This is a genomic window from Streptomyces sp. NBC_00286 (assembly GCF_036173125.1).
Lineage (GTDB): Bacteria > Actinomycetota > Actinomycetes > Streptomycetales > Streptomycetaceae > Streptomyces.
The window spans coordinates 3870628-3891895 of record NZ_CP108054.1 but is presented as its reverse complement, the minus strand read 5'-3'; the positions used below and the strand labels follow the sequence as shown (position 1 = coordinate 3891895).

17 protein-coding genes and 1 tRNA gene are annotated in these 21268 nt (G+C 69.7%); 9 read left to right on the top strand and 9 right to left on the bottom strand.

What is annotated here, in order from left to right:
• Positions 1-57: 57 nt before the first annotated feature.
• Positions 58-1473: an NAD(P)/FAD-dependent oxidoreductase gene (locus OHT21_RS17570; protein ID WP_328769265.1), complete on the top strand. Its 1416-nt coding sequence runs from the start codon at positions 58-60 to the stop codon at positions 1471-1473.
• Between the two features lie 612 nt (positions 1474-2085).
• Positions 2086-3375 carry a cyclopropane-fatty-acyl-phospholipid synthase family protein gene (locus tag OHT21_RS17565; RefSeq protein WP_328769264.1) on the top strand — a complete coding sequence of 430 codons (1290 nt, stop codon included), beginning with the start codon at positions 2086-2088 and terminating at the stop codon, positions 3373-3375.
• 56 nt (positions 3376-3431) lie between these two features.
• On the opposite strand, the gene OHT21_RS17560 is transcribed toward OHT21_RS17565, so the two are convergent.
• On the bottom strand, positions 3432-5963 hold the full coding sequence (locus tag OHT21_RS17560; RefSeq protein ID WP_328769263.1) for an ABC transporter permease: 2532 nt from the start codon (positions 5961-5963) through the stop codon (positions 3432-3434).
• A gap of 364 nt (positions 5964-6327) precedes the next feature.
• Entirely contained in the window at positions 6328-7101 is a 774-nt protein-coding gene (locus OHT21_RS17555; protein WP_328769262.1) for an ABC transporter ATP-binding protein, read from the bottom strand.
• A 408-nt stretch (positions 7102-7509) separates the two neighbouring features.
• On the opposite strand from OHT21_RS17555, the gene OHT21_RS17550 reads away from it, so the two are divergent.
• The 3 genes from OHT21_RS17550 (at position 7510) to OHT21_RS17540 (ending at position 10062) form a co-directional block, all read left to right on the top strand.
• Positions 7510-7596: transfer RNA gene (locus OHT21_RS17550), tRNA-Leu, on the top strand.
• 181 nt (positions 7597-7777) lie between these two features.
• A complete protein-coding gene (locus OHT21_RS17545; RefSeq protein ID WP_328769261.1) occupies positions 7778-8953 on the top strand; it encodes a 4-hydroxybenzoate 3-monooxygenase in 1176 nt (391 codons plus the stop codon).
• Between the two features lie 194 nt (positions 8954-9147).
• Positions 9148-10062, top strand: a complete 915-nt coding sequence (locus OHT21_RS17540; protein WP_328769260.1) for a Bax inhibitor-1/YccA family protein — start codon at positions 9148-9150, stop codon at positions 10060-10062.
• A gap of 101 nt (positions 10063-10163) precedes the next feature.
• Here the strand turns inward: OHT21_RS17540 and OHT21_RS17535 are convergent, their stop codons facing one another.
• Entirely contained in the window at positions 10164-10394 is a 231-nt protein-coding gene (locus OHT21_RS17535) for a DUF4287 domain-containing protein (protein WP_328769259.1), read from the bottom strand.
• 102 nt (positions 10395-10496) lie between these two features.
• Here OHT21_RS17535 and OHT21_RS17530 point away from each other — a divergent pair, with 102 nt between their 5' ends.
• A complete protein-coding gene (locus tag OHT21_RS17530; RefSeq protein WP_328769258.1) occupies positions 10497-10808 on the top strand; it encodes a hypothetical protein in 312 nt (103 codons plus the stop codon).
• A gap of 44 nt (positions 10809-10852) precedes the next feature.
• Here the strand turns inward: OHT21_RS17530 and OHT21_RS17525 are convergent, their stop codons facing one another.
• The 3 genes from OHT21_RS17525 to OHT21_RS17515 all read right to left on the bottom strand — a co-directional run bounded on the left by OHT21_RS17525 (position 10853) and on the right by OHT21_RS17515 (position 14308).
• Entirely contained in the window at positions 10853-11635 is a 783-nt protein-coding gene (locus tag OHT21_RS17525) for a hypothetical protein (protein WP_328774127.1), read from the bottom strand.
• A 284-nt stretch (positions 11636-11919) separates the two neighbouring features.
• Complete coding sequence (locus OHT21_RS17520; RefSeq protein ID WP_328769257.1) at positions 11920-13140, bottom strand: acetyl-CoA C-acetyltransferase; 1221 nt, start codon at positions 13138-13140, stop codon at positions 11920-11922.
• Positions 13141-13288: 148 nt separating this feature from the next.
• Complete coding sequence (locus tag OHT21_RS17515) at positions 13289-14308, bottom strand: SGNH/GDSL hydrolase family protein (protein WP_328769256.1); 1020 nt, start codon at positions 14306-14308, stop codon at positions 13289-13291.
• A gap of 147 nt (positions 14309-14455) precedes the next feature.
• Between OHT21_RS17515 and OHT21_RS17510 the strand changes: the two genes are divergently transcribed.
• Positions 14456-15841: a cystathionine beta-synthase gene (locus tag OHT21_RS17510; protein ID WP_328769255.1), complete on the top strand. Its 1386-nt coding sequence runs from the start codon at positions 14456-14458 to the stop codon at positions 15839-15841.
• A gap of 195 nt (positions 15842-16036) precedes the next feature.
• Here OHT21_RS17510 and OHT21_RS17505 read toward each other — a convergent pair whose 3' ends face one another.
• The 3 genes from OHT21_RS17505 to OHT21_RS17495 all read right to left on the bottom strand — a co-directional run bounded on the left by OHT21_RS17505 (position 16037) and on the right by OHT21_RS17495 (position 19433).
• Complete coding sequence (locus tag OHT21_RS17505) at positions 16037-16621, bottom strand: hypothetical protein (protein WP_328769254.1); 585 nt, start codon at positions 16619-16621, stop codon at positions 16037-16039.
• 125 nt (positions 16622-16746) lie between these two features.
• Positions 16747-17589 carry a MurR/RpiR family transcriptional regulator gene (locus OHT21_RS17500; protein ID WP_328774126.1) on the bottom strand — a complete coding sequence of 281 codons (843 nt, stop codon included), beginning with the start codon at positions 17587-17589 and terminating at the stop codon, positions 16747-16749.
• A gap of 62 nt (positions 17590-17651) precedes the next feature.
• On the bottom strand, positions 17652-19433 hold the full coding sequence (locus tag OHT21_RS17495) for an aromatic amino acid ammonia-lyase (protein WP_328769253.1): 1782 nt from the start codon (positions 19431-19433) through the stop codon (positions 17652-17654).
• A 143-nt stretch (positions 19434-19576) separates the two neighbouring features.
• On the opposite strand from OHT21_RS17495, the gene OHT21_RS17490 reads away from it, so the two are divergent.
• Together OHT21_RS17490 and OHT21_RS17485 are read left to right on the top strand one after the other, a co-directional pair.
• Complete coding sequence (locus OHT21_RS17490) at positions 19577-20620, top strand: ABC transporter ATP-binding protein (RefSeq protein ID WP_328769252.1); 1044 nt, start codon at positions 19577-19579, stop codon at positions 20618-20620.
• Positions 20617-21267, top strand: a complete 651-nt coding sequence (locus OHT21_RS17485) for an ABC transporter permease (RefSeq protein WP_328769251.1) — start codon at positions 20617-20619, stop codon at positions 21265-21267. Before OHT21_RS17490 ends, OHT21_RS17485 begins: the two co-directional genes overlap by 4 nt.
• Position 21268: the final 1 nt, after the last annotated feature.

Below are 21268 nucleotides of genomic sequence, written 5' to 3'. Positions count from 1 at the left end.
GGAGCTTGTGAAGGGGCGCACGAGCTACCCCCCTTTGACGGGTGGATACTCGATGGCATGAGCACCACGGAGCGTCCCAGGATCCTCGTAGTAGGCGGTGGGTACGTAGGCCTGTACGCAGCTCGGCGCATTCTGAAGAAGATGCGCTACGGCGAGGCGACCGTCACGGTCGTCGACCCCCGGTCGTACATGACCTACCAGCCCTTCCTCCCCGAAGCCGCCGCCGGCAGCATTTCGCCTCGGCACGTCGTCGTCCCGCTGCGACGCGTGCTGCCCAAGGCGGAAGTTCTCACCGGCCGGGTCACCACCATCGACCAGGACCGCAAGGTCGCCACGATCGCCCCGCTGGTCGGCGAGGCGTACGAGCTGCCCTTCGACTACCTCGTCATCGCGATGGGCGCGGTCTCGCGCACCTTCCCGATTCCCGGCCTCGCCGAGCAGGGCATCGGCATGAAGGGCATCGAGGAGGCCATCGGCCTGCGCAACCACGTGCTGGAGCAGCTCGACAAGGCGGACTCCACGACCGACGAAGAGGTCCGCCGCAAGGCGCTCACCTTCGTGTTCGTCGGCGGTGGCTTCGCCGGCGCCGAGACCATCGGCGAGGTCGAGGACATGGCCCGCGACGCGGCCAAGTACTACACCAGCGTGTCCCGCGAGGACATGCGGTTCATTCTCGTCGACGCCGCGGACAAGATCCTCCCCGAGGTCGGCCCCAAGCTCGGCACGTACGGCAAGGAGCACCTGGAGGCCCGTGGGGTCGAGGTGTACCTCTCCACCTCCATGGACTCCTGCGTCGACGGCCACGTGGTGCTGAAGAACGGCCTCGAGGTCGACTCCAACACCATCGTGTGGACGGCCGGCGTCAAGCCGAACCCGGTCCTGTCCCGCTTCGGTCTGCCGCTCGGCCCGCGCGGTCACGTCGACACCCAGGCGACCCTCCAGGTCCAGGGCACCGACTACATCTGGGCCGCCGGCGACAACGCCCAGGTGCCGGACGTCGCCGCCCGCAAGGCCGGTGTCGAGAACGCCTGGTGCCCGCCGAACGCTCAGCACGCGCTGCGTCAGGCGCGGATCCTCGGTGACAACGTGATCTCCGGTATGCGGGGCTTCCCGCAGAAGGAGTACTCGCACGCCAACAAGGGTGCGGTGGCCGGGCTCGGCCTCCACAAGGGGGTCGCGATGATCGTCATGGGCAAGATGAAGATCAAGCTCAAGGGTCGTCTCGCCTGGTACATGCACCGCAGCTACCACGGCTTTGCGATGCCGACGTGGAACCGTAAGATCCGGGTCTTCGCCGACTGGACGCTTGCGATGTTCCTCAAGCGCGAGGTTGTCTCGCTCGGGGCCATCGAAACTCCGCGCGAGGAGTTCTACGAGGCGGCCAAGCCGGCGCCGAAGGTGGCCCAGTCCGCCGAGGCCCAACTCCCGCCGGCCACCCGCGCCAAGTCGGAGGAGAAGGCCAAGGCCTCCTGACCTCCGCTCCCTGCCCGACCCGAAGGGGCTCCCCGCCATCCGTGGTGCGGGGGGCTCCTTCGGCGTTTTGGCTCGCCCCCGCCGCCCCTACCCGTCCCATCCCGGGGCCAGCCCCGGATCCCCGCTGAGGGCTGCGCCCCCAGACCCCCTCGGGGCTGCGCCCCCAGGCCCCCTCGGGGCTGCGCCCCGGACCGCAGCCCTGGGCGGGGTCCGGGGCTGCGCCCCTGGGCCCGGCTCGGGGCTCTGCCCCGCACCCCGCTCGGGGCTCCGCCCCGGACCCCGTTTCGGGGGCCAGCCCCCGGACCCCCGCTCCTCAAACTCCCCCAGCTACCGCTGGGGGTGCCCCAGCGGTGCCCCCAAGGGGCTGATTTTCAGCCCGTCCGGCGTTTGAGGACGAGGCCGTTAGGCCGATGCGGGGTCTGGGGCGGCAGCCCCAGTGGGGTCCAGGGGCGGAGCCCCTTGGTATGGGACGGGTAAGGGCGGCGGGGGCGCACCCCCCAACCCGCACCCCATTTTGCGCAGATGTAACGCTTTTGCGGGACTGCGCTCAAGCCTCCGCAGTGTTTACGTGGTGTTGGACTTTCGGGATCCACCGTCACGGAGGTGTGCGCCATGCAGGACGCCGCACTGCGGCTCAAGACTCTCCTCGAACAGCTCCTGGGGGCCCCGCTCCCGGTGCGCCTGCGCGCCTGGGACGGTTCGGAAGCGGGTCCCCCCGGTGCCCCCGCCCTCGTCGTACGCAATCGCCGCGCAATCCGCCGACTCCTGTGGAAGCCGGGGGAGTTGGGGCTCGCTCGAGCGTGGGTCGCCGGTGATCTGACCGTGGACGGCGACCTCTACACCGCCCTCGACCTGATGTCGGGGCTCGTCTGGGAGCGCGACGAGGACGCCAAGGGACTCGGCGAGACGCTGCGCGATCCCGAGGCACGGGCCGCCGTACGCGGACTCGTACGGATGGCGTGGCCCCCGCTGCCACCCGCCCCGCCCCGCGAGGAGGTGCGCCGCCGCACCCACCTGCACACCAAGCGCACCGACAGACGAGCCATCAGCCACCACTACGACGTAGGCAACGACTTCTACGAGATCGTCCTCGGACAGTCGATGGTCTACTCGTGCGCGTACTGGCCCACCCCGGACGCCACCCTCGAGGAAGCCCAGCGCGACAAGCTCGAACTCATCGCCCGCAAGCTGGACTTGAAGCCGGGAGGCCGGCTGCTCGACGTCGGCTGCGGCTGGGGCTCGATGGCCATCCACGCCGCCCGCGAGCACGGCGTGAGCGTCGTCGGCGTCACGCTGTCGCACGAGCAGGCCGCGTACGCCCGTAAACGCGTCGCCGACGAAGGGCTCACCGACCGCGTCGAGATCCGCGTCCAGGACTACCGAGACGTCGCGGACGGTCCGTACGACGCGATCTCCTCCATCGGCATGGCCGAACACGTCGGCAGCGAACGGTACTTGGAATACGCGCGCACCCTGTTCGCCCTGCTCAAGCCGGGCGGCAGGCTCCTGAACCACCAGATCGGACGTCGTCCGCATCGCAACGAATCGGCGTACGAGGTCGACGAGTTCATCGACGCGTACGTCTTCCCGGACGGCGAGCTCGCGCCCATCGGCAGCACCGTCACGCAGCTCGAGCGCGCCGGATTCGAGGTGAGGGACGTCGAGTCGATCCGCGAGCATTACGCGCTCACCCTGCGCCACTGGGTCGCCAACCTGGAAGCCGGCTGGCCGCTGGCGGTCCGCCTCACCAGCCCCGGCCGCGCCCGCGTCTGGCGCCTCTACATGGCCGCCTCCGCCGTCGCCTTCGAACGCAACCGCATCGGCGTCAACCAGGTCCTCGCCGTGCGGACACCCGAATCCGGCGCGTCCGGGATGCCGCTGCGGGCGCGTACCTGGGGCTGACACGCCGAGGGCCCCGTTCCCTCCCGGGAACGGGGCCCTTGTGCGCGTACGCCTGTCTATTCCGTCTTGATCGCGTTCAGCATGTTCAGCTTCGCGGCGTTGCGGGCCGGCCACAGCGCGGCCAGGACGCCCACCAGACCGGCCAGCACCAGGAAGATCCCGATCCGGTCCCAGGGCAGGACCAGCGCGTAGCCCGGGATCGAGCTCTCGATGGTCTCGCCGATCGCCCAGCCGAGGAACGAGCCGAGACCGATGCCGATGACCGCGCCGAACACCGAGATGACCACGGCCTCCAGCCGGACCATCCGCTTCACCCGGCGCCGGTCGAGACCGATCGCACGCAGCATGCCGATCTCCTGCTGCCGTTCGAAGACCGACATCGCGAGTGTGTTGACGACGCCCAGCACCGCGATGATCAGGGCCATCGCCAGCAGGCCGTACATGACGTTCAGCATCGTGTTGATGGCGCCGCCGAACTCGTTACGGATGTCCTGCTTGTCCATGATCTGCATCGCGGGGTTGTCGCCCAGCGCGTCGATGAGGACCTTCTCGTTCGCCGAGGTCTGGCCGCCGTCGACCTTCACGAAGATCTGCAGAATGTACGGCTTCACCTCGTGCTGATTCGCGATCTTGGTGTCGATGAGGACGGGAGAAAGGAACTCGCTGTCCTTGTAGACGGCGCCGACCGTCAGTGTGGCCTTCTTCTCGTCGGCGAAGGTGACGGAGATGCTGTCGCCGGGCTTCCAGCCCTTGCTCTTGGCCGTCTTCTCCGCGACCGCGACCTGGCCCTTCGCGAGCGAGTCGACGTTGCCGGCGACGACGTCGACGTCCAGGACCTGCTCGATGTCGCCCGGCGTGACCGCCGAAGCGGCCACGAAGTCGTCATCGACGTCGATGTAGGCGTCCTGCTGCGGCGAGACCGCCGAGACGCCCTTGGCCTTCTCCAGCGCCGTCAGCGCGGACTGGTCGAGGTCCCCGCCGTTCGCCATCGAGACCATGTAGTCGGCCTTGATGTTGTCGGTGGTCATCTTGTCGATGGCCGTGCCGACCGTGATACCGATCACCGAAAGGCCGGTCACCAGCGTCAGTCCGATGGCCAGCGCGGAGGCGGTGGCTCCGGTACGGCGCGGATTGCGGACCGCGTTCTGGCCGGCCAGCTTGCCGGACACCCCGAACGGGCCGACCAGCAGCGGACGGACGAGCGCGATCACGGGCCGGGACAGCAGCGGGATCAGGATGATCACACCGACCAGCGCGAAGAACGCGCCCGCCCCGATGTACGTCCGGCCGTCGCCGCCGCCGGCCGAGGCACCCAGCACGATCCCGGCCGCGCCGAGGCCGGTGATGGCCGTACCGATGGAGTTGCGCACCACCAGCGACTTGGTGGTCGCCACCGCGTGGACGCTGCTCATGGCAGCCACCGGCGGGATCTTCGCGGCCCGACGGCCGGGCAGCCAGGCGGCGAACATCGTGATCAGCACGCCGACACCGATCGCGGCGAGCACCGGCGTGGCGGACAGGATCAGCGGGCCGTCCGGAACCTTCATCTCGAACGCGGCCATTCCGGACCGCAGACCGACCGCGAGACCGATGCCCAGGACGAAGCCGATCACCGAGGCGACCAGTCCCACCACCGCGGCCTCGGCGAGCACCGAGCGGGTGATCTGCTTGCGTGATGCGCCGACGGCGCGCATCAGGGCGATCTCCTTCGTGCGCTGGGCGACCAGCATCGTGAAGGTGTTGGAGATCAGGAAGATCCCGACGAACAGCGCGATGCCCGCGAAGCCGAGCAGGATCTGCTTGAGCGAGTCCAGACCCTGTTCGATGTTCTTGGCCTGCTCGTCCGCGAGCGCCTGGCCGGTCTGGGCCACGGCCGTGTCGGGCAGCAGCGGCTTGACCGCGTCCAGGATCTTCGCGTCGGACGCGCCGGCGGCGGCGGTGACGGTGACGCTCTCGAAGTAGCCCGGCTTGAGGTACTGCTTCTGGGCGACCGCGGTGTCGAAGAGGACGAGGCTGCCGCCGGCGTTCACGGCGCCGTCCTCGGTGGTGAACACACCGCTGAGGGTGTACTCCTTCACCGGTCCGTTGGTCGCGACCCGCACTCGGTCGCCGACCTTGTACTCGCCCTTGGTCGCGGATTCCTTGTCCAGGGCGATCTGATCGTCCTTCACCGGGCCCGAGCCGTCGGTGAACGTGTAGGCCCTGTCCTTGCCGTCCTTGCCGGGGGCGAAGTTGGAGCCCTTGTTGGACCAGCCGACGCCGATCAACTTCCCGTCGGGGCCGGCGACTCCGGCGAAGCCCTCGACTCGGCCGTCCACGCCGGCGACGCCGTCCACGGCGGAGATCTTGTCGAGGGTCTTCCGGGAGAGGCCGGGTTCTTCCTCGGGGTCGTCCGGGTTGGCGTGCGAGGTGACGGCGACCGCGACGTTGTCGTAGCTCTTCGCCGACTGCTTGCGGAAGGCGTTGGAGAGCGTGTCGGCGAAAACCAGAGTGCCGGACACGAACGCCACGCCAAGCATCACGGCGAGCACGGTCATCAACAACCTGGCTTTATGCGCGAGCACGTTGCGCAGGGCAGTACGGAACATGGTGTCTTCTCAGTCCAGGAGAGGGGAGGGAGAACAGGCTGGTGGGCGAGCAGGCCGTATGCCGGTGGCCAACCGCGGGCAGAAGGAGGCGCGCCCCTTCATGGGGCCGTAGGGGGCGCCCCTTTCAGCGGGCGCCGGGGGGAGCGCCCCGTCAGGGGCGCGGCGCTGTATCGATTTGCGGCTCCGCCGCGTGGGCGCGCCCCTTCAAACAGGCGCTCGGGTGGGCCCCTTTAGGGGCGCGGGGCTGTGTCGATTTGCGGCTCCGCCGCGTGGGCGCGACAAGCCACGACCCACCCGCAGTCGAGACACAACCCCCGGGAGGGGGGCTTGGGGCGCAGCCCCAACAACCACACAACCAGCAGCGTCAGCTGGTCCGACCCTTGGCATCGAACTGCTTCATCCGATCCAGCACCGAATCCGCCGTAGGCCCATACACCTCATCGACGATCCGCCCGTCCGCGAGGAACACGACCCGGTCGGCATACGCCGCGGCCACCGGGTCATGCGTGACCATCACCACGGTCTGCCCCAACTCCCGTACGGAGTTGCGCAGGAACCCGAGCACCTCCGCCCCCGAGCGCGAGTCAAGGTTCCCGGTCGGCTCGTCGCCGAAGATGATCTCCGGCTTGGAGGCGAGCGCCCGCGCCACGGCGACCCGCTGCTGCTGGCCGCCGGAGAGCTGGGCGGGCCGGTGGGAGAGGCGGTCGGCAAGCCCCACCATCCCGATCACTGAGTTCAGCCACTCCTTGTCGGCCTTGCGGCCCGCGATGTCCATCGGAAGGGTGATGTTCTCCAGAGCCGTCAACGTCGGCAGCAGGTTGAACGCCTGGAAGATGAACCCGATCTTGTCCCGCCGAAGCTTCGTCAGCTGCTTGTCCTTGAGGGAGCCGAGCTCCGTGTCACCGATCCGCACGGAGCCGGACGAGAACGAGTCCAGGCCCGCCACACAGTGCATCAGCGTGGACTTGCCGGACCCGGAAGGACCCATGATCGCGGTGAGTTCGGCCTGCCGGAAGTCGACGGAGACCCGGTCCAGGGCGACCACCTGGGTCTCGCCCTGTCCGTAGACCTTCGACAGTTCCGAGGCGCGCGCGGCCACGGCGGTGGCGGGTCCGGCGAAGGGAGTGGTGGTGGTCACGGATTCAGTGCTCCTGTCGGTACGACGACGGGTGGGGAACGTGGCTTCCATCGTCGCGGCCGGTCACCGCCGTGTAGTCACCCGTTGTTCTGGTTCTGAAGGGCGACTTCGGTCGGACCGTACGCCCCCGTGTCATACCTGGGGATGACCCCTGCCCCTGACAGCGCCCCTGATGGGGGCATCGGTGACGGTTCGTCGGATGACGCTCGTTCGGACGGTGAATTCACGTCATTCCCCGGGTGACACGAGCCGCCTGTGAAAGGGCTCGTGGCAAGTGCCGATCGCCCGTACGGTGGGCTGATGCACCCTCAGACGTCAATAAAATAAGACAACATCGAGCCGACCGTCCGCTGTTCGAGCGATGCGCCCCGATAGGCTCGGAACCTCAAAATGCGGAGCCAATGGCCTGCCCGGATGGTGGAATGCAGACACGGCGAGCTTAAACCTCGCTGCCCCTACGCGGGCGTGCCGGTTCAAGTCCGGCTCCGGGCACCACCGACCTCCCGCGGGCCCGCGTTTTGCCTGCATCGTGCATTGAAGACTTCACATCACGCACCCGTTGACAGCGGCCGTACGCCGTCGGAGACTCACGTTCAGCAGAATAGTGAAGTAAATTTCACTAGACGAACAATCTCCACACTACACCACCGCTCGAACAGCGCGAAGGGGCGTGCCGATGCGTACCACCGTCGGGATCATCGGGGCCGGACCGGCCGGACTGCTGCTGGCGCGGCTGCTGCACAACGCGGGGATCGACTCGGTCGTCCTGGAGAGCCGCGACCGCGCGTATGTCGAGCACCGCCAGCGGGCCGGAATCCTGGAGCAGGGCACCGTCGACGTGCTGCGCGCGGCCGGCGCCGGTGAGCGCATGGACCGCGAGGGGCTGCGGCACGACGGGATCGAGCTGCGGTTCGCGAAGCGCCGCCACCGTGTCGACTTCCCCGGGCTCACGGGCGGCCGGTCGGTGATGGTGTACGCGCAGACGGAGGTCTGCAAGGACCTCATCGCCCTCCAGCTCAAGGAGGGCGGCCCGCTGCTGTTCGAGGCGGAGGCACTGGCCGTGGAGGGGGCGGACAGCGAAAGCCCGCGCGTGCGCTTCCGGCACGAAGGCCGCGAGGACGTCCTGGAGTGCGACTACGTCGTCGGCTGCGACGGCTTCTGGGGGGTGGCCCGCAAGGCGATCCCCGAGGAGCTCACGCAGGTCTTCGAGCGGACGTACCCTTTCGGCTGGCTCGGCATCCTCGCCGACGTACCGCCCTCGCACGACGAACTCGTCTACGCCCACCACGACCGCGGCTTCGCCCTGCTGAGCATGCGCTCCCCCGAGGTCTCCCGGCTCTACATCCAGGTGCCCGAGGGCACGGAAGCCGAGGAGTGGAGCGACGAGGCGATCTGGGGCGAGCTGGAGCGCCGCTTCGAGACGGACGACGACTGGAAGCTCGAGCGGGGTCCGATCACGCAGAAGTCTGTGACGCCGATGCGCTCCTACGTCCACGAGCCGATGCGTCACGGCCGGCTCTTCCTCGCCGGAGACGCCGCCCACATCGTGCCGCCCACCGGGGCGAAGGGTCTGAACCTCGCCGTCGGCGACGTCGTCACCTTCGCGCGGGCGCTCGTCCACCTCAAGGAGACCGGCTCGGCCGAGCGCCTCGACGCCTATTCCGAGACCTGTCTGCGCCGCGTCTGGCAGGCCGAGCGCTTCTCGTACGCCATGACGACCCTGCTGCACCGCATGCCCGACGCGACCCCCTTCGAGGACCGCATCCAGCTGGCCCGACTCGACCGGATCACCGCGGCCCGCTCGGCCGAACAGGACCTCGCCGAGTCCTACACCGGCTTCCCGCTGGAGTGACCCGTCCGACGCACCACGATCGAGGGAACCGGAAGAAGCCGCACCGGCGTTGTAACGGTGCCGGGAATGCTGGATTGAACACTGGCGTTCCCGGTCACAACAGAGGAAAGATCCTCCCCAAGCACTAGAGGCATTCCTTTGCCTACCCATTACTCTTGAGCCAGCGCCACGCAGGGTGGCCATGGAGGAGTGAAATGAGGAGCAGTAACCCGGTCTTCTCGCGACGGGGGTTCAGCCGCGACAACGGCTACGCGGGCTTCAACGCCCAGCCGCAGGCCGGGGGCCCCGCTGTCGGCACGCAGGGGAACCCGTACGCACAGGGCTCCCCGTACGCCCCGCAGGGCGGCAACCCGTACGCGCAGAATCCGTACGCACAGAACCCCTACGCCCCGCAGGACGTCCAGCACGGCGCCCCGCCGCAGGCCCCGCCCGCCGCCGACCGCATGACGATGGACGACGTGATCGCCCGCTCGTCCATGACGCTCGGCACGGTCGTCGTCGGCGCGGTGCTCGCCTGGGCCCTGCTGCCGGTCTCACCGAGCAGCTGGGGCCTGGCCATCGGGGCCGCGCTCATCGCGATGGTCCTGGCACTGGTCCAGGTCTTCAAGCGCAAGGCCTCACCCGCGCTGATCCTGGGGTACGCCGCCTTCGAGGGCGTCTTCCTCGGCGTGATCAGTGAGATGTTCAACAGCCGCTGGTCGGGCGCGCCCTTCCAGGCGGTGCTCGGCACCATGGCGATCGCCGGCGCCACCCTTCTCGTCTACCGAGCGGGCTGGATCCGCGTCACCGCCAGGTATGCGCGCATCGGCATGACGATCGCCATCGGCTTCGTGCTCATCATGGCGGTCAACCTGCTGCTGGTCGTGTTCGGCATCGCGCCGGACGGCGGGCTGCGGAGCATGGGCCCGCTGGGCGCGATCGTCGGCATCCTGGCGCTCGTCCTGGGCGCGTTCTTCCTGACGCTCGACTTCAAGCAGATCGAGGACGGCGTCGCCTACGGCGCTCCGCGCCAGGAGTCCTGGATGGCCGCGTTCGGCCTGACCATGACCCTCGTGTGGATCTACATCGAGATGCTGCGCCTGGTCGCCATCTTCAGCGGCGACGACTAGCGGAGCCGTACCGCCCGGACCACCACCGGGCGGTAGCGGCTGAAGGGCCCGTGAACCTCCGGTTCACGGGCCCTTCGTCGTGGTTCTCCCTGGTGCGCGCCTCAGAGCAGTTTGCGCGCGGCCCTCCTCAGGTCGTACTCGTGAATGATCGCTTTGGCGTGGCCGTACGCGAGGTTGTGCTCGGCGCGGAGCCAGCTGACCTTCTCCTCGAAGCGGAAAAGAGCGGGGCCATCGTCGACGGTGCGCAGCCAGTCGGACACTTCACGACCGGTGCAATGGGGGATGCGGGCGAGCATGTTGCGGTGGGTCTCCTCGGAGAAGACTTGGGACATCGGCGCCTCCGGACGCATGGGATGTAAGCCGGTCCTTCAAGTCACGGTGCCTGAGCGTTCGCGTGTTGGCAACAGTCCGGTTAAGGCGCGTAGTCTCGCGGCGTGCTCGATACCACCCCCCTCACCCGTGCCGTGGACCATTTCGCCGACCGGCTGCGGGCCGCTCCGCAGAGCCGGCTCCAGAGGGGCGCGGCGGCCGAAGCACTGGGTCTGGCGAGGGAGTTGGCACTACGTGCCCAGCGCCTTGAGGACCCTCAGGGGCCGCTGCGGGAGATGCCCGACGCGGGGATGTTCGCCTCGGCCGACCAGATCATGGTCGCCGGGCACGATCTGGCCGTCGTACTGGGAAGCGAGGAGGAGCTCGCGGAGGCGTTGCGGCTCGTCGAGGAGGCGCAGAAACGCGCCGGGGTGTAGTTGTCCGCTCCCGGCGCGCGTGGGTCTCGTGGGGCGCACGGCCCTTACAGCGACGCTATGACCCGGTCCGCGAGTATGTAGACGTTCTCTTCCCCGCAGGCGAAGGTCAGCGCGTACGCCCCCGAGATGCCCGAGCCGCCCAGCAGGACCGGGGTCTCGCCGTTCTGGAGGGCGGCGGCCAGTTGCTCGGCGGTCTCGCGGTGACCGGGGGTCATGCAGAGCGTGGTGCCGTTGGCGAAGACGTAGACGTCGAGGGTGCCCAGCGGGCCGGGGCGGACGTCGGTCAGTTCCGTACGGGACTCCGCCAGGTCCTCCAGGCAGGCGACCGTACGCTCGTGGTCGTTCACGACCGGTGACTGGACCGGCACGAAGTCGGGGTGCGAGGGGTGGCGGCGGCGGGCCGCGGCCAGCTCGGGGGAGTCCGCGGCGAGCTCCTCGGCGTCGGCGCCCGGCTCCGTCACCGACTCCAGGTGGTCCAGGCCCGCGAAGTCCGACTGCCGGGGCAGGAACAGTTCGCTGTCGGGCAGACCGAGCAGAGTGGGGGCGTCAGAGGCGTCACGCGCCTCCTGGGCGGCCCAGAACGCCCGCGCCTCGGCAAGCTCCCGCTCCCGCTCCTCCGCGAGCGCCTCGGCGACGGCAGCGCGTATCTCGTCCGTGTCGGCGGCCGAGCGGGCCGCGGGCACCACGGCGCGCGGGCCCGTCACACGGCTCGCGGTGAGCTCCGTGTGCAGGGACGCGAGCTGCCTGCGCAGCCCGAGTACGGCGCGCAGGGTGGCGACGCCCACGGCCAGGGCGGCGGCCGCGGTGAGCAGTAGGGCAAGAGGGATGGCGCTCACTGACGTACTCCCGGTTTCAAAGTCGACCCCCGACTTCCTACATCAGCTTGAAGGGCGGACTATCCACCTGTCAGTGCGTAACGTCACGAAATGGACAGGATATTCGGTCCGGAGTTTCCCGGATGGACCGCCCTGACCTGCGTACATCACATCCCCCAGGGAGATAGGTCACATCCTGGGCGAGATTGGATCACAAAACGGCCCAGAGCCCTGGGGGTGCTGGGTTCTGGGCCGCTTCGGTCACGCCGGGTTCACCTGCTGTACCCGTACGTGCTTCAGCTGAGGCGCTCGATGACCATTGCCATGCCCTGGCCGCCGCCGACGCACATCGTCTCCAGGCCGAACTGCTTGTCGTGGAACTGGAGGGAGTTGATCAGCGTGGCGGTGATGCGGGCGCCGGTCATGCCGAAGGGATGGCCGACCGCGATCGCGCCGCCGTTGACGTTCAGCTTGTCGAGCGGGATGTTCAGGTCGCGGTAGCTCGGGATGACCTGGGCGGCGAAGGCCTCGTTGATCTCGACCAGGTCGATGTCGTCGATCGTCAGCCCCGCGCGGGCGAGCGCCTGCTTGCTGGCCTCCACCGGGCCGTAGCCCATGATCTCGGGAGACAGGCCCGTCACACCCGTGGAGACGATCCGGGCGAGCGGCGTCAGGCCCAGCTCAGCGGCCTTGGTGTCGCTCATGATCACCAGGGCGGCGGCGCCGTCGTTCAGCGGGCAGCAGTTTCCGGCCGTCACGAGCCCGTCCGGCCGGAAGACCGGCTTCAGCCCCTGAACGCCCTCCAACGTGACGCCCGCGCGAGGACCGTCGTCCTTCCCGACGACCGTGCCGTCCGGGGTCGTGACCGGGGTGATCTCCCGCTCCCAGAAGCCGTTCTTGATGGCCTCCTCGGCGAGGTTCTGCGAACGGACGCCGAACTCGTCCATGTCCTGACGGGTGATCCCCTTCAGCCGCGCCAGGTTCTCCGCGGTCTGCCCCATCGCGATGTACGGGTCGGGAAGGAGGCCGTCCTCCCGCGGGTCGTGCCAGTCGGCGCCCTCGCTCTGCGCGACCTCGGCGGTACGGGCCTCGGCGTCGGCGAACAGGGGGTTGTGCGTGTCGGGCATCCCGTCGCTCGAGCCCTTCACGCTCCGGCTGACCATCTCCACGCCCGCCGAGATGAACACGTCGCCCTCGCCCGCCTTGATGGCGTGCAGGGCCATGCGGCTGGTCTGGAGCGAGGAGGAACAGTAACGGGTGATGGTGCAGCCCGGCAGGTGGTCCATGCCCATCTGTACGGCCACGATGCGGGCGAGGTTGTGGCCCTGCTCGCCGCCGGGGAGCCCGCAGCCGAGCATCAGGTCGTCGATGTCCTTCGGGTCCAGCGACGGGACCTTGGCCAGGGCGGCCTCGATGATCGTGGCGGTCAGGTCGTCCGGGCGCAGGTCTTTCAGCGAGCCCTTGAAGGCGCGGCCGATCGGGGAGCGGGCGGCTGAGACGATCACGGCTTCGGGCATTACGGCTCCATTGGCGTATGGCTTACGAGTCTGACTTGACAGGCCTGTCAAGGAAGTTACCCGCACGTACCGTCAAGGTCACGCGTGTAGCCGTGTGACCCCGACCGCTTTTCACTAAGCGCTCGCTTGGCGCTCCGCCCGGTGTTGCTCAACCGCCGGAGGCAGGCGCCGGGTCCGTAGCCGGTACCCGGCGGCGCCGCCGGCGCTTCAGCAGGGCCCAAGGCCCACGCGGCCCCGTCGGCACCGCCGCCGCAACCTCCGTGCCGGCCTCGGAGGCAGCCTCCGCCGCGGCCCGGGCAACCGGCAGGAAGCCCTCGCGCCGGGACGCATCCGGCCGCTCCTCCTCCGCCGGCCACAAGCCCAGCGCAGCGCACACCGTCGGCAGCACAGCCATCGCGGCCGTCGCGTAACCCTCCGCCGAGGGGTGGTAGTTGTCAGGACCGAACAACTCCCGCGGATTGGCCGCGAACTCCGGACCCAGCAGGTCCCCCAGAGACACCGTCCGCCCACCCTGCTCGACGGTGCCGATCGTCTGCGCCGCAGCCAGCTGCCGAGAGGCCCGCCGGGCCAGCCACCGCAGCGGCTGCTGCACGGGTTCGATGGTGCCGAGGTCGGGACAGGTCCCGACCACGACCTCGGCACCGGCCGTACGCAGCGCACGCACCGCCGCGGACAGATGTCGAACCGACTGCGTCGCGGGCATACGGTGCGTGACATCGTTCGCGCCGACCATGATCACGCATACGTCGGGGACCCGATCCGGGTCCCCGAGAGCCAGGACGACCTGGCGGTCCAGGTCGTCCGACTGAGCGCCGGGCAACGCCACGTTCCGCAACTCCACAGGCCGCTCGGCCACCGCCGCGAGCCCCGACGCCAACAGCGCCCCCGGCGTCTGACGGGCCCGGTGCACACCCTGCCCCGCCGCCGTGGAATCCCCGAGCATGGTCAGCCGCAAAGGGGCACCGGCAGCCGCGTACGCACGCCCGTACAGCCCGTCCGCGCTGGGCGGATGCGGACTGTGACCGTTTCCCACCTGCCGCTTCGCCAACTGCACCTCGGCCAGCACCAGACCGATCGTCGCCGCACCCAGCAGCCCGATCCCACCGCCGCCGAACGCCGCGCCCGCCGCGATCCGCCGTGCCACCCTCGCCCTCGACAAGCTCGACATGCGAAGCCGCCACCTCCTCAAACCCGTACATCCTCTGCTTGCCCCGTGGAGGCTGTCGGCCAATCTCAACACAGCGTGAACGCCCGGTAGGGGGCTTAGGCTGACGGCAACTACCCCGACCACCCCTTTTCAGCTCCGGAGACAACGGTGCAATTCCACGACTCGATGATCAGTCTCGTCGGCAACACCCCGCTGGTGAGGCTCAACAGCGTGACCGCCGGCATCCAGGCGACCGTCCTCGCGAAGGTCGAGTACTTCAACCCCGGCGGCTCCGTGAAGGACCGCATCGCCCTGCGCATGATCGAGGCCGCGGAGGAGAGCGGAGCCCTCAAGCCCGGGGGCACGATCGTCGAACCGACCAGTGGCAACACGGGCGTCGGCCTCGCCATCGTGGCGCAGCAGAAGGGGTACAAGTGCATCTTCGTGTGCCCCGACAAGGTGTCCACCGACAAGATCAATGTGCTGCGCGCGTACGGCGCCGAGGTCGTCGTATGCCCGACCGCCGTGGACCCCGAGCACCCCGACTCGTACTACAACGTCTCCGACCGGCTGGTCCGGGAGACCCCCGGAGCCTGGAAGCCCGACCAGTACTCCAACCCGAACAACCCCCTCTCGCACTACCACTCCACCGGCCCCGAGCTGTGGGAGCAGACGGAGGGGAAGATCACGCACTTCGTCACCGGGGTAGGGACGGGCGGCACCATCTCCGGTACGGGGCGGTATCTGAAGGACGCGAGTGAAGGCAGGGTCCAGGTCATCGGCGCCGACCCGGAGGGATCCGTGTACTCCGGCGGATCCGGGCGGCCGTACCTCGTGGAGGGCGTCGGCGAGGACTTCTGGCCCACCGCCTACGACCGCACCGTCGCGGACGAGATCGTCGCCGTCTCCGACAAGGACTCGTTCCAGATGACGCGACGGCTCGCGAAGGAGGAGGGGCTGCTCGTCGGCGGTTCCTGCGGGATGGCCGTCGTGGCGGCCCTGAAGGTGGCCTCGCGGCTGGGGCCGGACGATGTGGTGGTCGTGCTGCTGCCGGACAGTGGGCGCGGGTACCTGTCGAAGATCTTCAACGACGAGTGGCTGGCGTCCTACGGGTTCCTCGAGGAAACGGGGACGGCCGCCCGCGTCGGGGAAGTCCTGAAGCACAAGGAAGGCGCCATGCCCCACCTCGTCCATATGCACCCGGACGAGACGGTTGGGGAAGCGATCGAGGTGCTGCGCGAGTACGGCGTTTCCCAGATGCCGGTCGTGAAGCCCGGCGCGGGCCACCCCGATGTGATGGCTGCGGAAGTCGTCGGTTCCATCGTCGAAAGGGAGCTCCTGGACGCGCTGTTCACTCAGCGCGCCTCCCTCACCGACCCGTTGGAGAAGCACATGTCGCCTCCGCTGCCCCAGGTGGGGTCCGGCGAGCCAGTCACGGACCTGATGGCGATCCTCGGCGACGCGGACGCGGTGATCGTGCTGGTCGAGGGAAAGCCGACCGGAGTCGTAACCCGCCAGGACCTTCTGGCGTACCTGGCGCGAACTGAGCAGTGAGGGGCGCGGGCCGCGGGCCGCGGGCCAAAGGCAGGCCGGGGGCCGCAGGAGAAAAGTAGACCGGGAGCCGATCTCACGGCCGCCGCCAGACCCGTCCCACGGCCCGCACCCGCCAATGGCGAGCACCCCCAACAGGAAACCCGCACAGGACAACCAAGTTGAAACGGGCGGTGCGTGGGTGGGAGAAGAACCCCCCTACACCAGCACGCCACCCCGACGCCGCGCCCCACCCGGCGCGGCGTCGCCCGCCGCGATCCCGGTGGCCCGGTAAGCCTTCACGCGCTTACCCGCCGGGGCACCCGCCCCACGCTCGAGCCAGTCGACGCGTACCCACAGCAACTCCTCGCGGCCGCGCTCAACGCTGCCCAGCCACGCGGCCTTCAGGCGCAGCCCGACGCCCGCCCCGGCGAGCAGCATGCCCCCGGCCGCGGGCACCGCGAACGCACTCCCCAGCGCGGCCAAGAACGCGAGCAGCAACCACCACCGATGCCCCCGGCGCCAATTGCGCGCGGTCACAGCCCGGTCCTGGAGCACATCGTGCTTGCCCGCCCGGGCAGCGGCGCCCGCAAGAGCCACGTACCGCTTCCTGCGCAGCAACGCCACCACGGCCGCCACGATGAGGAACAACGCCGCCCCCGCCATCACCCCGATCCGACGCCCGGTCACCCCCGGAACCGCCAGGCCGATGCCCGCGGCCAGCACACCCAGCCACCACATCGGCGCAGCCCCGGCCCGTACGACGACGGCCACCCGAGCCAGTCCCTGACCTCCGCGCGTCACCTTCCCGCCTCCTCGTCCGAAGGACCGCAATCTCTTCGGCCGCGCAGGTTAGCGACCGAACGTGAGACGAGTCTTAACAAGGCGACCACTCAACGAACAAGCCCTCTACTCAACGAACAAGCCCTCTACTCAACGAACAAGCCCCGCGCAGCCGCCCGTCCGTCGAACTCCTCCAGCCGCGCCTGCGCGTCCGGAAGGTCGTCGCACATGGCCTCCAGCAGCACCCGCCCGAGCAGCATCGGCGCACAGGCCGTGTCGAAGGCGAGCCCCGTACCGACCGCGGCGGGCAGCAGCAGGTCCGACGCCTTCGCCACCGGCGCGAACGCCGAGTCCGCGACGGTCACCACGGTCAGCCCGGCCTCCTTCGCATACGCCAGGGTGTCCACGACCTCGCGCGGATGACGTGGCAGCGCGAAACACAGCAGAGCCGTCGCCCCGGCCCGTACGGCCGAGTCGATCCGGTCGTGGATCATCGTGCCGCCCTCGTTCAGCAGCCGTACGTCCGGATGGACCTTGGCCGCGAAGTACGAGAAGCCGTACGCCTGGGAGGCCGCTGCCCGCAGCCCGAGCACCGGCAGCGGACGCGACGCCGCGAGCAGCCGCCCCGCCCGTTCCACCGGCCGCGGATCGGCCAGTACGGAGGCCAGATGCCGCAGGTTCTCGATCTCGGCCTCGACGGCCTGCTGGTACTCGTTGTACGAGGCGGTGTCCGTGACCGGCCCGGTGGGCGCGACCTCCCGCAGGTGCTTGCGCAGCGCCGGGTAGCCGTCGAAACCGAGGGCGACGGCGAAGCGGGTGACGGAGGGCTGGCTGACACCGGCGAGTTCGGCGAGCTCGACGCTCGACAGGAACGGCACGTCTGCGGCCCGCCGCACCATGCAGTGTGCGATACGCCGCTGCGTCGGCGTCAGCCGGTGCCCCTCGAAGAGGGCCTGCAGCCGCGCGGCAGGACTGTCCGCCGCCTTCATGTCCCTGTCCACGCCCGCGTCTCCGTCCACGCCAGTCGTCGTGCCCGTATCCCTGTCCACGCTCATGCCGTGCTCCCCCTCCAGATGTCCGTGAACCGGTCGAGCAGTGCGGCCGCCGCCGTCACATCGTCCGTGAGCGGCCGGTCGGTCTGGTCCGCGTCGAGCACCGACTCGGCGAGTTCCAGCGCCCGGCCCACCGGCAGCTCCGGGTCCGGCCGCAGCTCGCGCTGCCGCAAGGCCCGTACGGCGGCGACGAGTTCGCAGCCGACGACGAGACGGTACGCGTCGCAGGCGCGCAACGTCTGGCGTGCGGCGAGCGAGGCGAAGCTCGCCTGCTCCTCGACGCCTCGGGAGAGTACAGCGTGGCCGAGCGAGGCGGGCGCGGAGAAGGCGCGCAGATCACCGAGGGCGGCCCCGGCGGCGTACTCGAGGATCATCACGCCGGAGGACGCGGGCTCGTGGTCGGCGAGGAAGGGGCGCAGGCGGGTGTAGGCGGGTTCGTTCAAGGTCGAGAGGCGGGAGGTCGACAGCCGCGCGACCTGGGTGAGGGAGAGCCTGAAGTGGTCTAGGGCCAGGGCGAGTCCGGCCTGGTAGAAGCCGCCGTGGTGGTACGCGGCCATGTCCTCGGCGGAGATCAGCGGGTTCTCGGCGGCGGCGTTGATCTCGACCGTCAGCACCTCTTCGAGGGCGTCGGCGGCGTCGAGCGCGGGGCCGTGGATCTGGGGCAGGCAGCGGAATCCGTACGGGTCCTGGAGGCGCCCGAGCGGCGGCGTCGGCCGGTCGGCGGCACCGATCAACTCCCGCATACGACGCGCCACTTCGGCTGTCGCTGGATGCCGGCGCGCGGCGTGCACGGGCGCCGCGTACGCCTCGTGCGAGCCGTCCACCGCGAGCAGGGACAACGCGGCCACGACCTGCGTGGCCCCGATCAGGCCCCGCAACTCGTGCAGGGCGAGCGCGGCCTGACCGAGGGTGAGGGCGTTACTGCTGATGAGTGCGAGCGCGTCGTTGTTGTCGAGTGGCTGCGCCTCGGGAGCGCCCGCGGCTGGCGAGCGCGCTCCCTGCGGGTCCAGTCCTGGCTCGCGCGCTCCTTGCCGGTCCGCACCCTGCCCGCTCGCTCGCCGCGCGTCTGCCTCCGGCCCGTGCGCTCCGGGCCCGGCTGCCCCCGGCTCGTGCACTCCCAGCCGGTCCGTTTCTGGCTCGCGCGTTCCCTGGCCGTTTGCCTCCGGCCCGTGCGCTCCGGGCCCGGCTGCCCCCGGTCCACCCGCTCCCGCCCCACGCCACCCGACCTCAGCCTCCCGCCAAGGATGCTCCCCCGCCAGCGCCAGCCCCACCTGGGCGAGGGCCGCGATGTCCCCGGTGCCCACCGAGCCGAACTCGTTCACGACCGGATACGCCCCGGCCTCCAGCGCCTCGCACAGCGCCGTGACGATGGTGGGCCGTAGGCCCGCGCCGCCCGCGAGCAGCTGGTTCGCGCGTACGGCCAGCATCGCGCGCACCTGCCGGGCGGGCAGCTCCGCGCCGATCGCCCCGGCGTGGCTGCGCAGCAGGCGCAGACCGTGGCCGGTGGCCGCCTCGGTCGGCACGTCCTCGTTCCGGTTGGCGCCGACGCCGGTGGAGCGGCCGTACACGCGCCCGGTCGCGGCGATCCGCCGCGCCGCGTCCCAGGACTCCTCGACGCGCTTCATCGCCTCGGTGCCGGGGACGGGCCGGGCGGCTCCGTCGGCGAGGCGCACGATGTCGGCGACGCCGGTGCCGTACCCGTCGAGGACGACCAGGCCGGGCGTAAGGGCTCCGGAGTCCGAGTCGGCGGCCCCCGGAATGTCCACGATCCGAGACGACATCACGCATGAACTCCCCTCAAACTCAGACATCCGATCTTGCCTGGCGGTCATCTGTAACCGGCGTTTTACGTCGGAGTGTTGACAACCTATTCAGACACCAAGAACTCTGCATGACGATATGCATGCCGGGCAAGGGACACCACATGATCCAGTTCGATGCGGTCCACAAGCGCTTCCCGAACGGCACCACGGCGGTGCACGACCTCTCCCTGGAGATGCCCGAGGGCGGCGTGACCGTCCTCGTGGGATCTTCCGGCTGCGGTAAGACGACGACGCTGCGCATGGTCAACCGGATGGTCGACCCGACCTCCGGCACCATCCGCGTCGGCGGCCGTGACGTGCTGGAACAGGACGCCGCTCAGCTGCGCCGCTCCATCGGTTACGTCATCCAGCAGTCGGGCCTGTTCCCGCACCGCACGGTGCTCGACAACATCGCGACCGTGCCGCTGCTCCTCGGCTGGGGCCGTAGAAAGGCGCGGGCGCGGGCGGCGGAGCTCCTGGAGACGGTCGGCCTGACGGCCGAGGCCGGGAAGCGCTACCCGCACCAGCTCTCCGGCGGCCAGCAGCAGCGCGTCGGCGTCGCCCGAGCACTCGCCGCCGACCCGCCCGTACTCCTCATGGACGAACCGTTCGGTGCGGTCGACCCCGTCGTCCGCAGCCAGCTCCAGGACGAACTGATCCGGCTCCAGAAGGAGTTGAGCAAGACGATCGTCTTCGTCACGCACGACGTCGACGAGGCGGTACGGCTCGGCGACCGCATCGCGATCTTCCGCACCGGCGGCCACCTCGTCCAGTGCGCGGCCCCCGCGGAGCTGCTGGCCCGCCCGGCGGACGACTTCGTCGCGGACTTCCTGGGCGCCGAGCGGGGGCTCAAGCTCCTGTCGCTGACGACGCTCGCGGACGTACCGCAGGCGCCGGCGCCCGAGGGCGGCACCTGGGAGCTCGTCCTGGACGAGGCACGCAAGCCCCAGGCCTGGCGCAGCGAGGACGCGGAGATCCCCGTACGACCCCTGCGGGACACCGACTCCCTGCTCGCCGCGCTCAACGAGTCCATCGCCTCCCCGACCGCCCTGGTGGCACGTGTCGACGCGGACGGCGTCCTCACCGGCGTCACCTCCCGCGCCGAGATCCACGAGCACGCGGGCGAGGCGCACAGCGCGCACAGCACAGCGGGCGCCGCCGTATGAGCATCGACTGGTCGTGGATAGGCGACCACACCGACGACCTCACCACCCTCACCCTCTCCCACCTCCAGGCCGCCCTCTCCGCCGTCTTCTTCGGTCTGCTGATCTCCTTCCCGCTGGCCGTGGTCGCCCACCGGATCCGCCCCCTGCGCGGCCTCCTCCTCGGCCTCTCCAACGTCCTGTTCACGATCCCGTCGATCGCGATCTTCGTCCTCCTGCTGCCGGTGAGCGGACTCACCCGCACCACCACGGTCATCGGCCTGACGATCTACACCCTCGTTGTCCTACTCAGGAACACCGTCGAGGGCCTGGACTCGGTACCGGCGAAGACCAAAGAGGCCGCGAAGGCCATGGGCACCCGCCCCTTCCGCACCCTCCTCACCGTCGAACTCCCCCTCGCGCTCCCCGTGATCATGGCGGGCGTCCGCATCGCGACGGTCATGTCGATCTCGCTCGTCTCCGTGGCGACCTACATCGGCGACGGCGGCCTCGGCCAGCTCTTCACCGACGGCTTCCAGCGCAACTACCCCACACCGGTGATCGTCGGCGTCGCCCTCACCCTGCTGCTGGCACTGGTCGCGGACGCGCTCCTGGTCGCCCTCCAGTACGTACTCACGCCATGGACCCACCGGAAGCAAAGGGCGGCCTGAG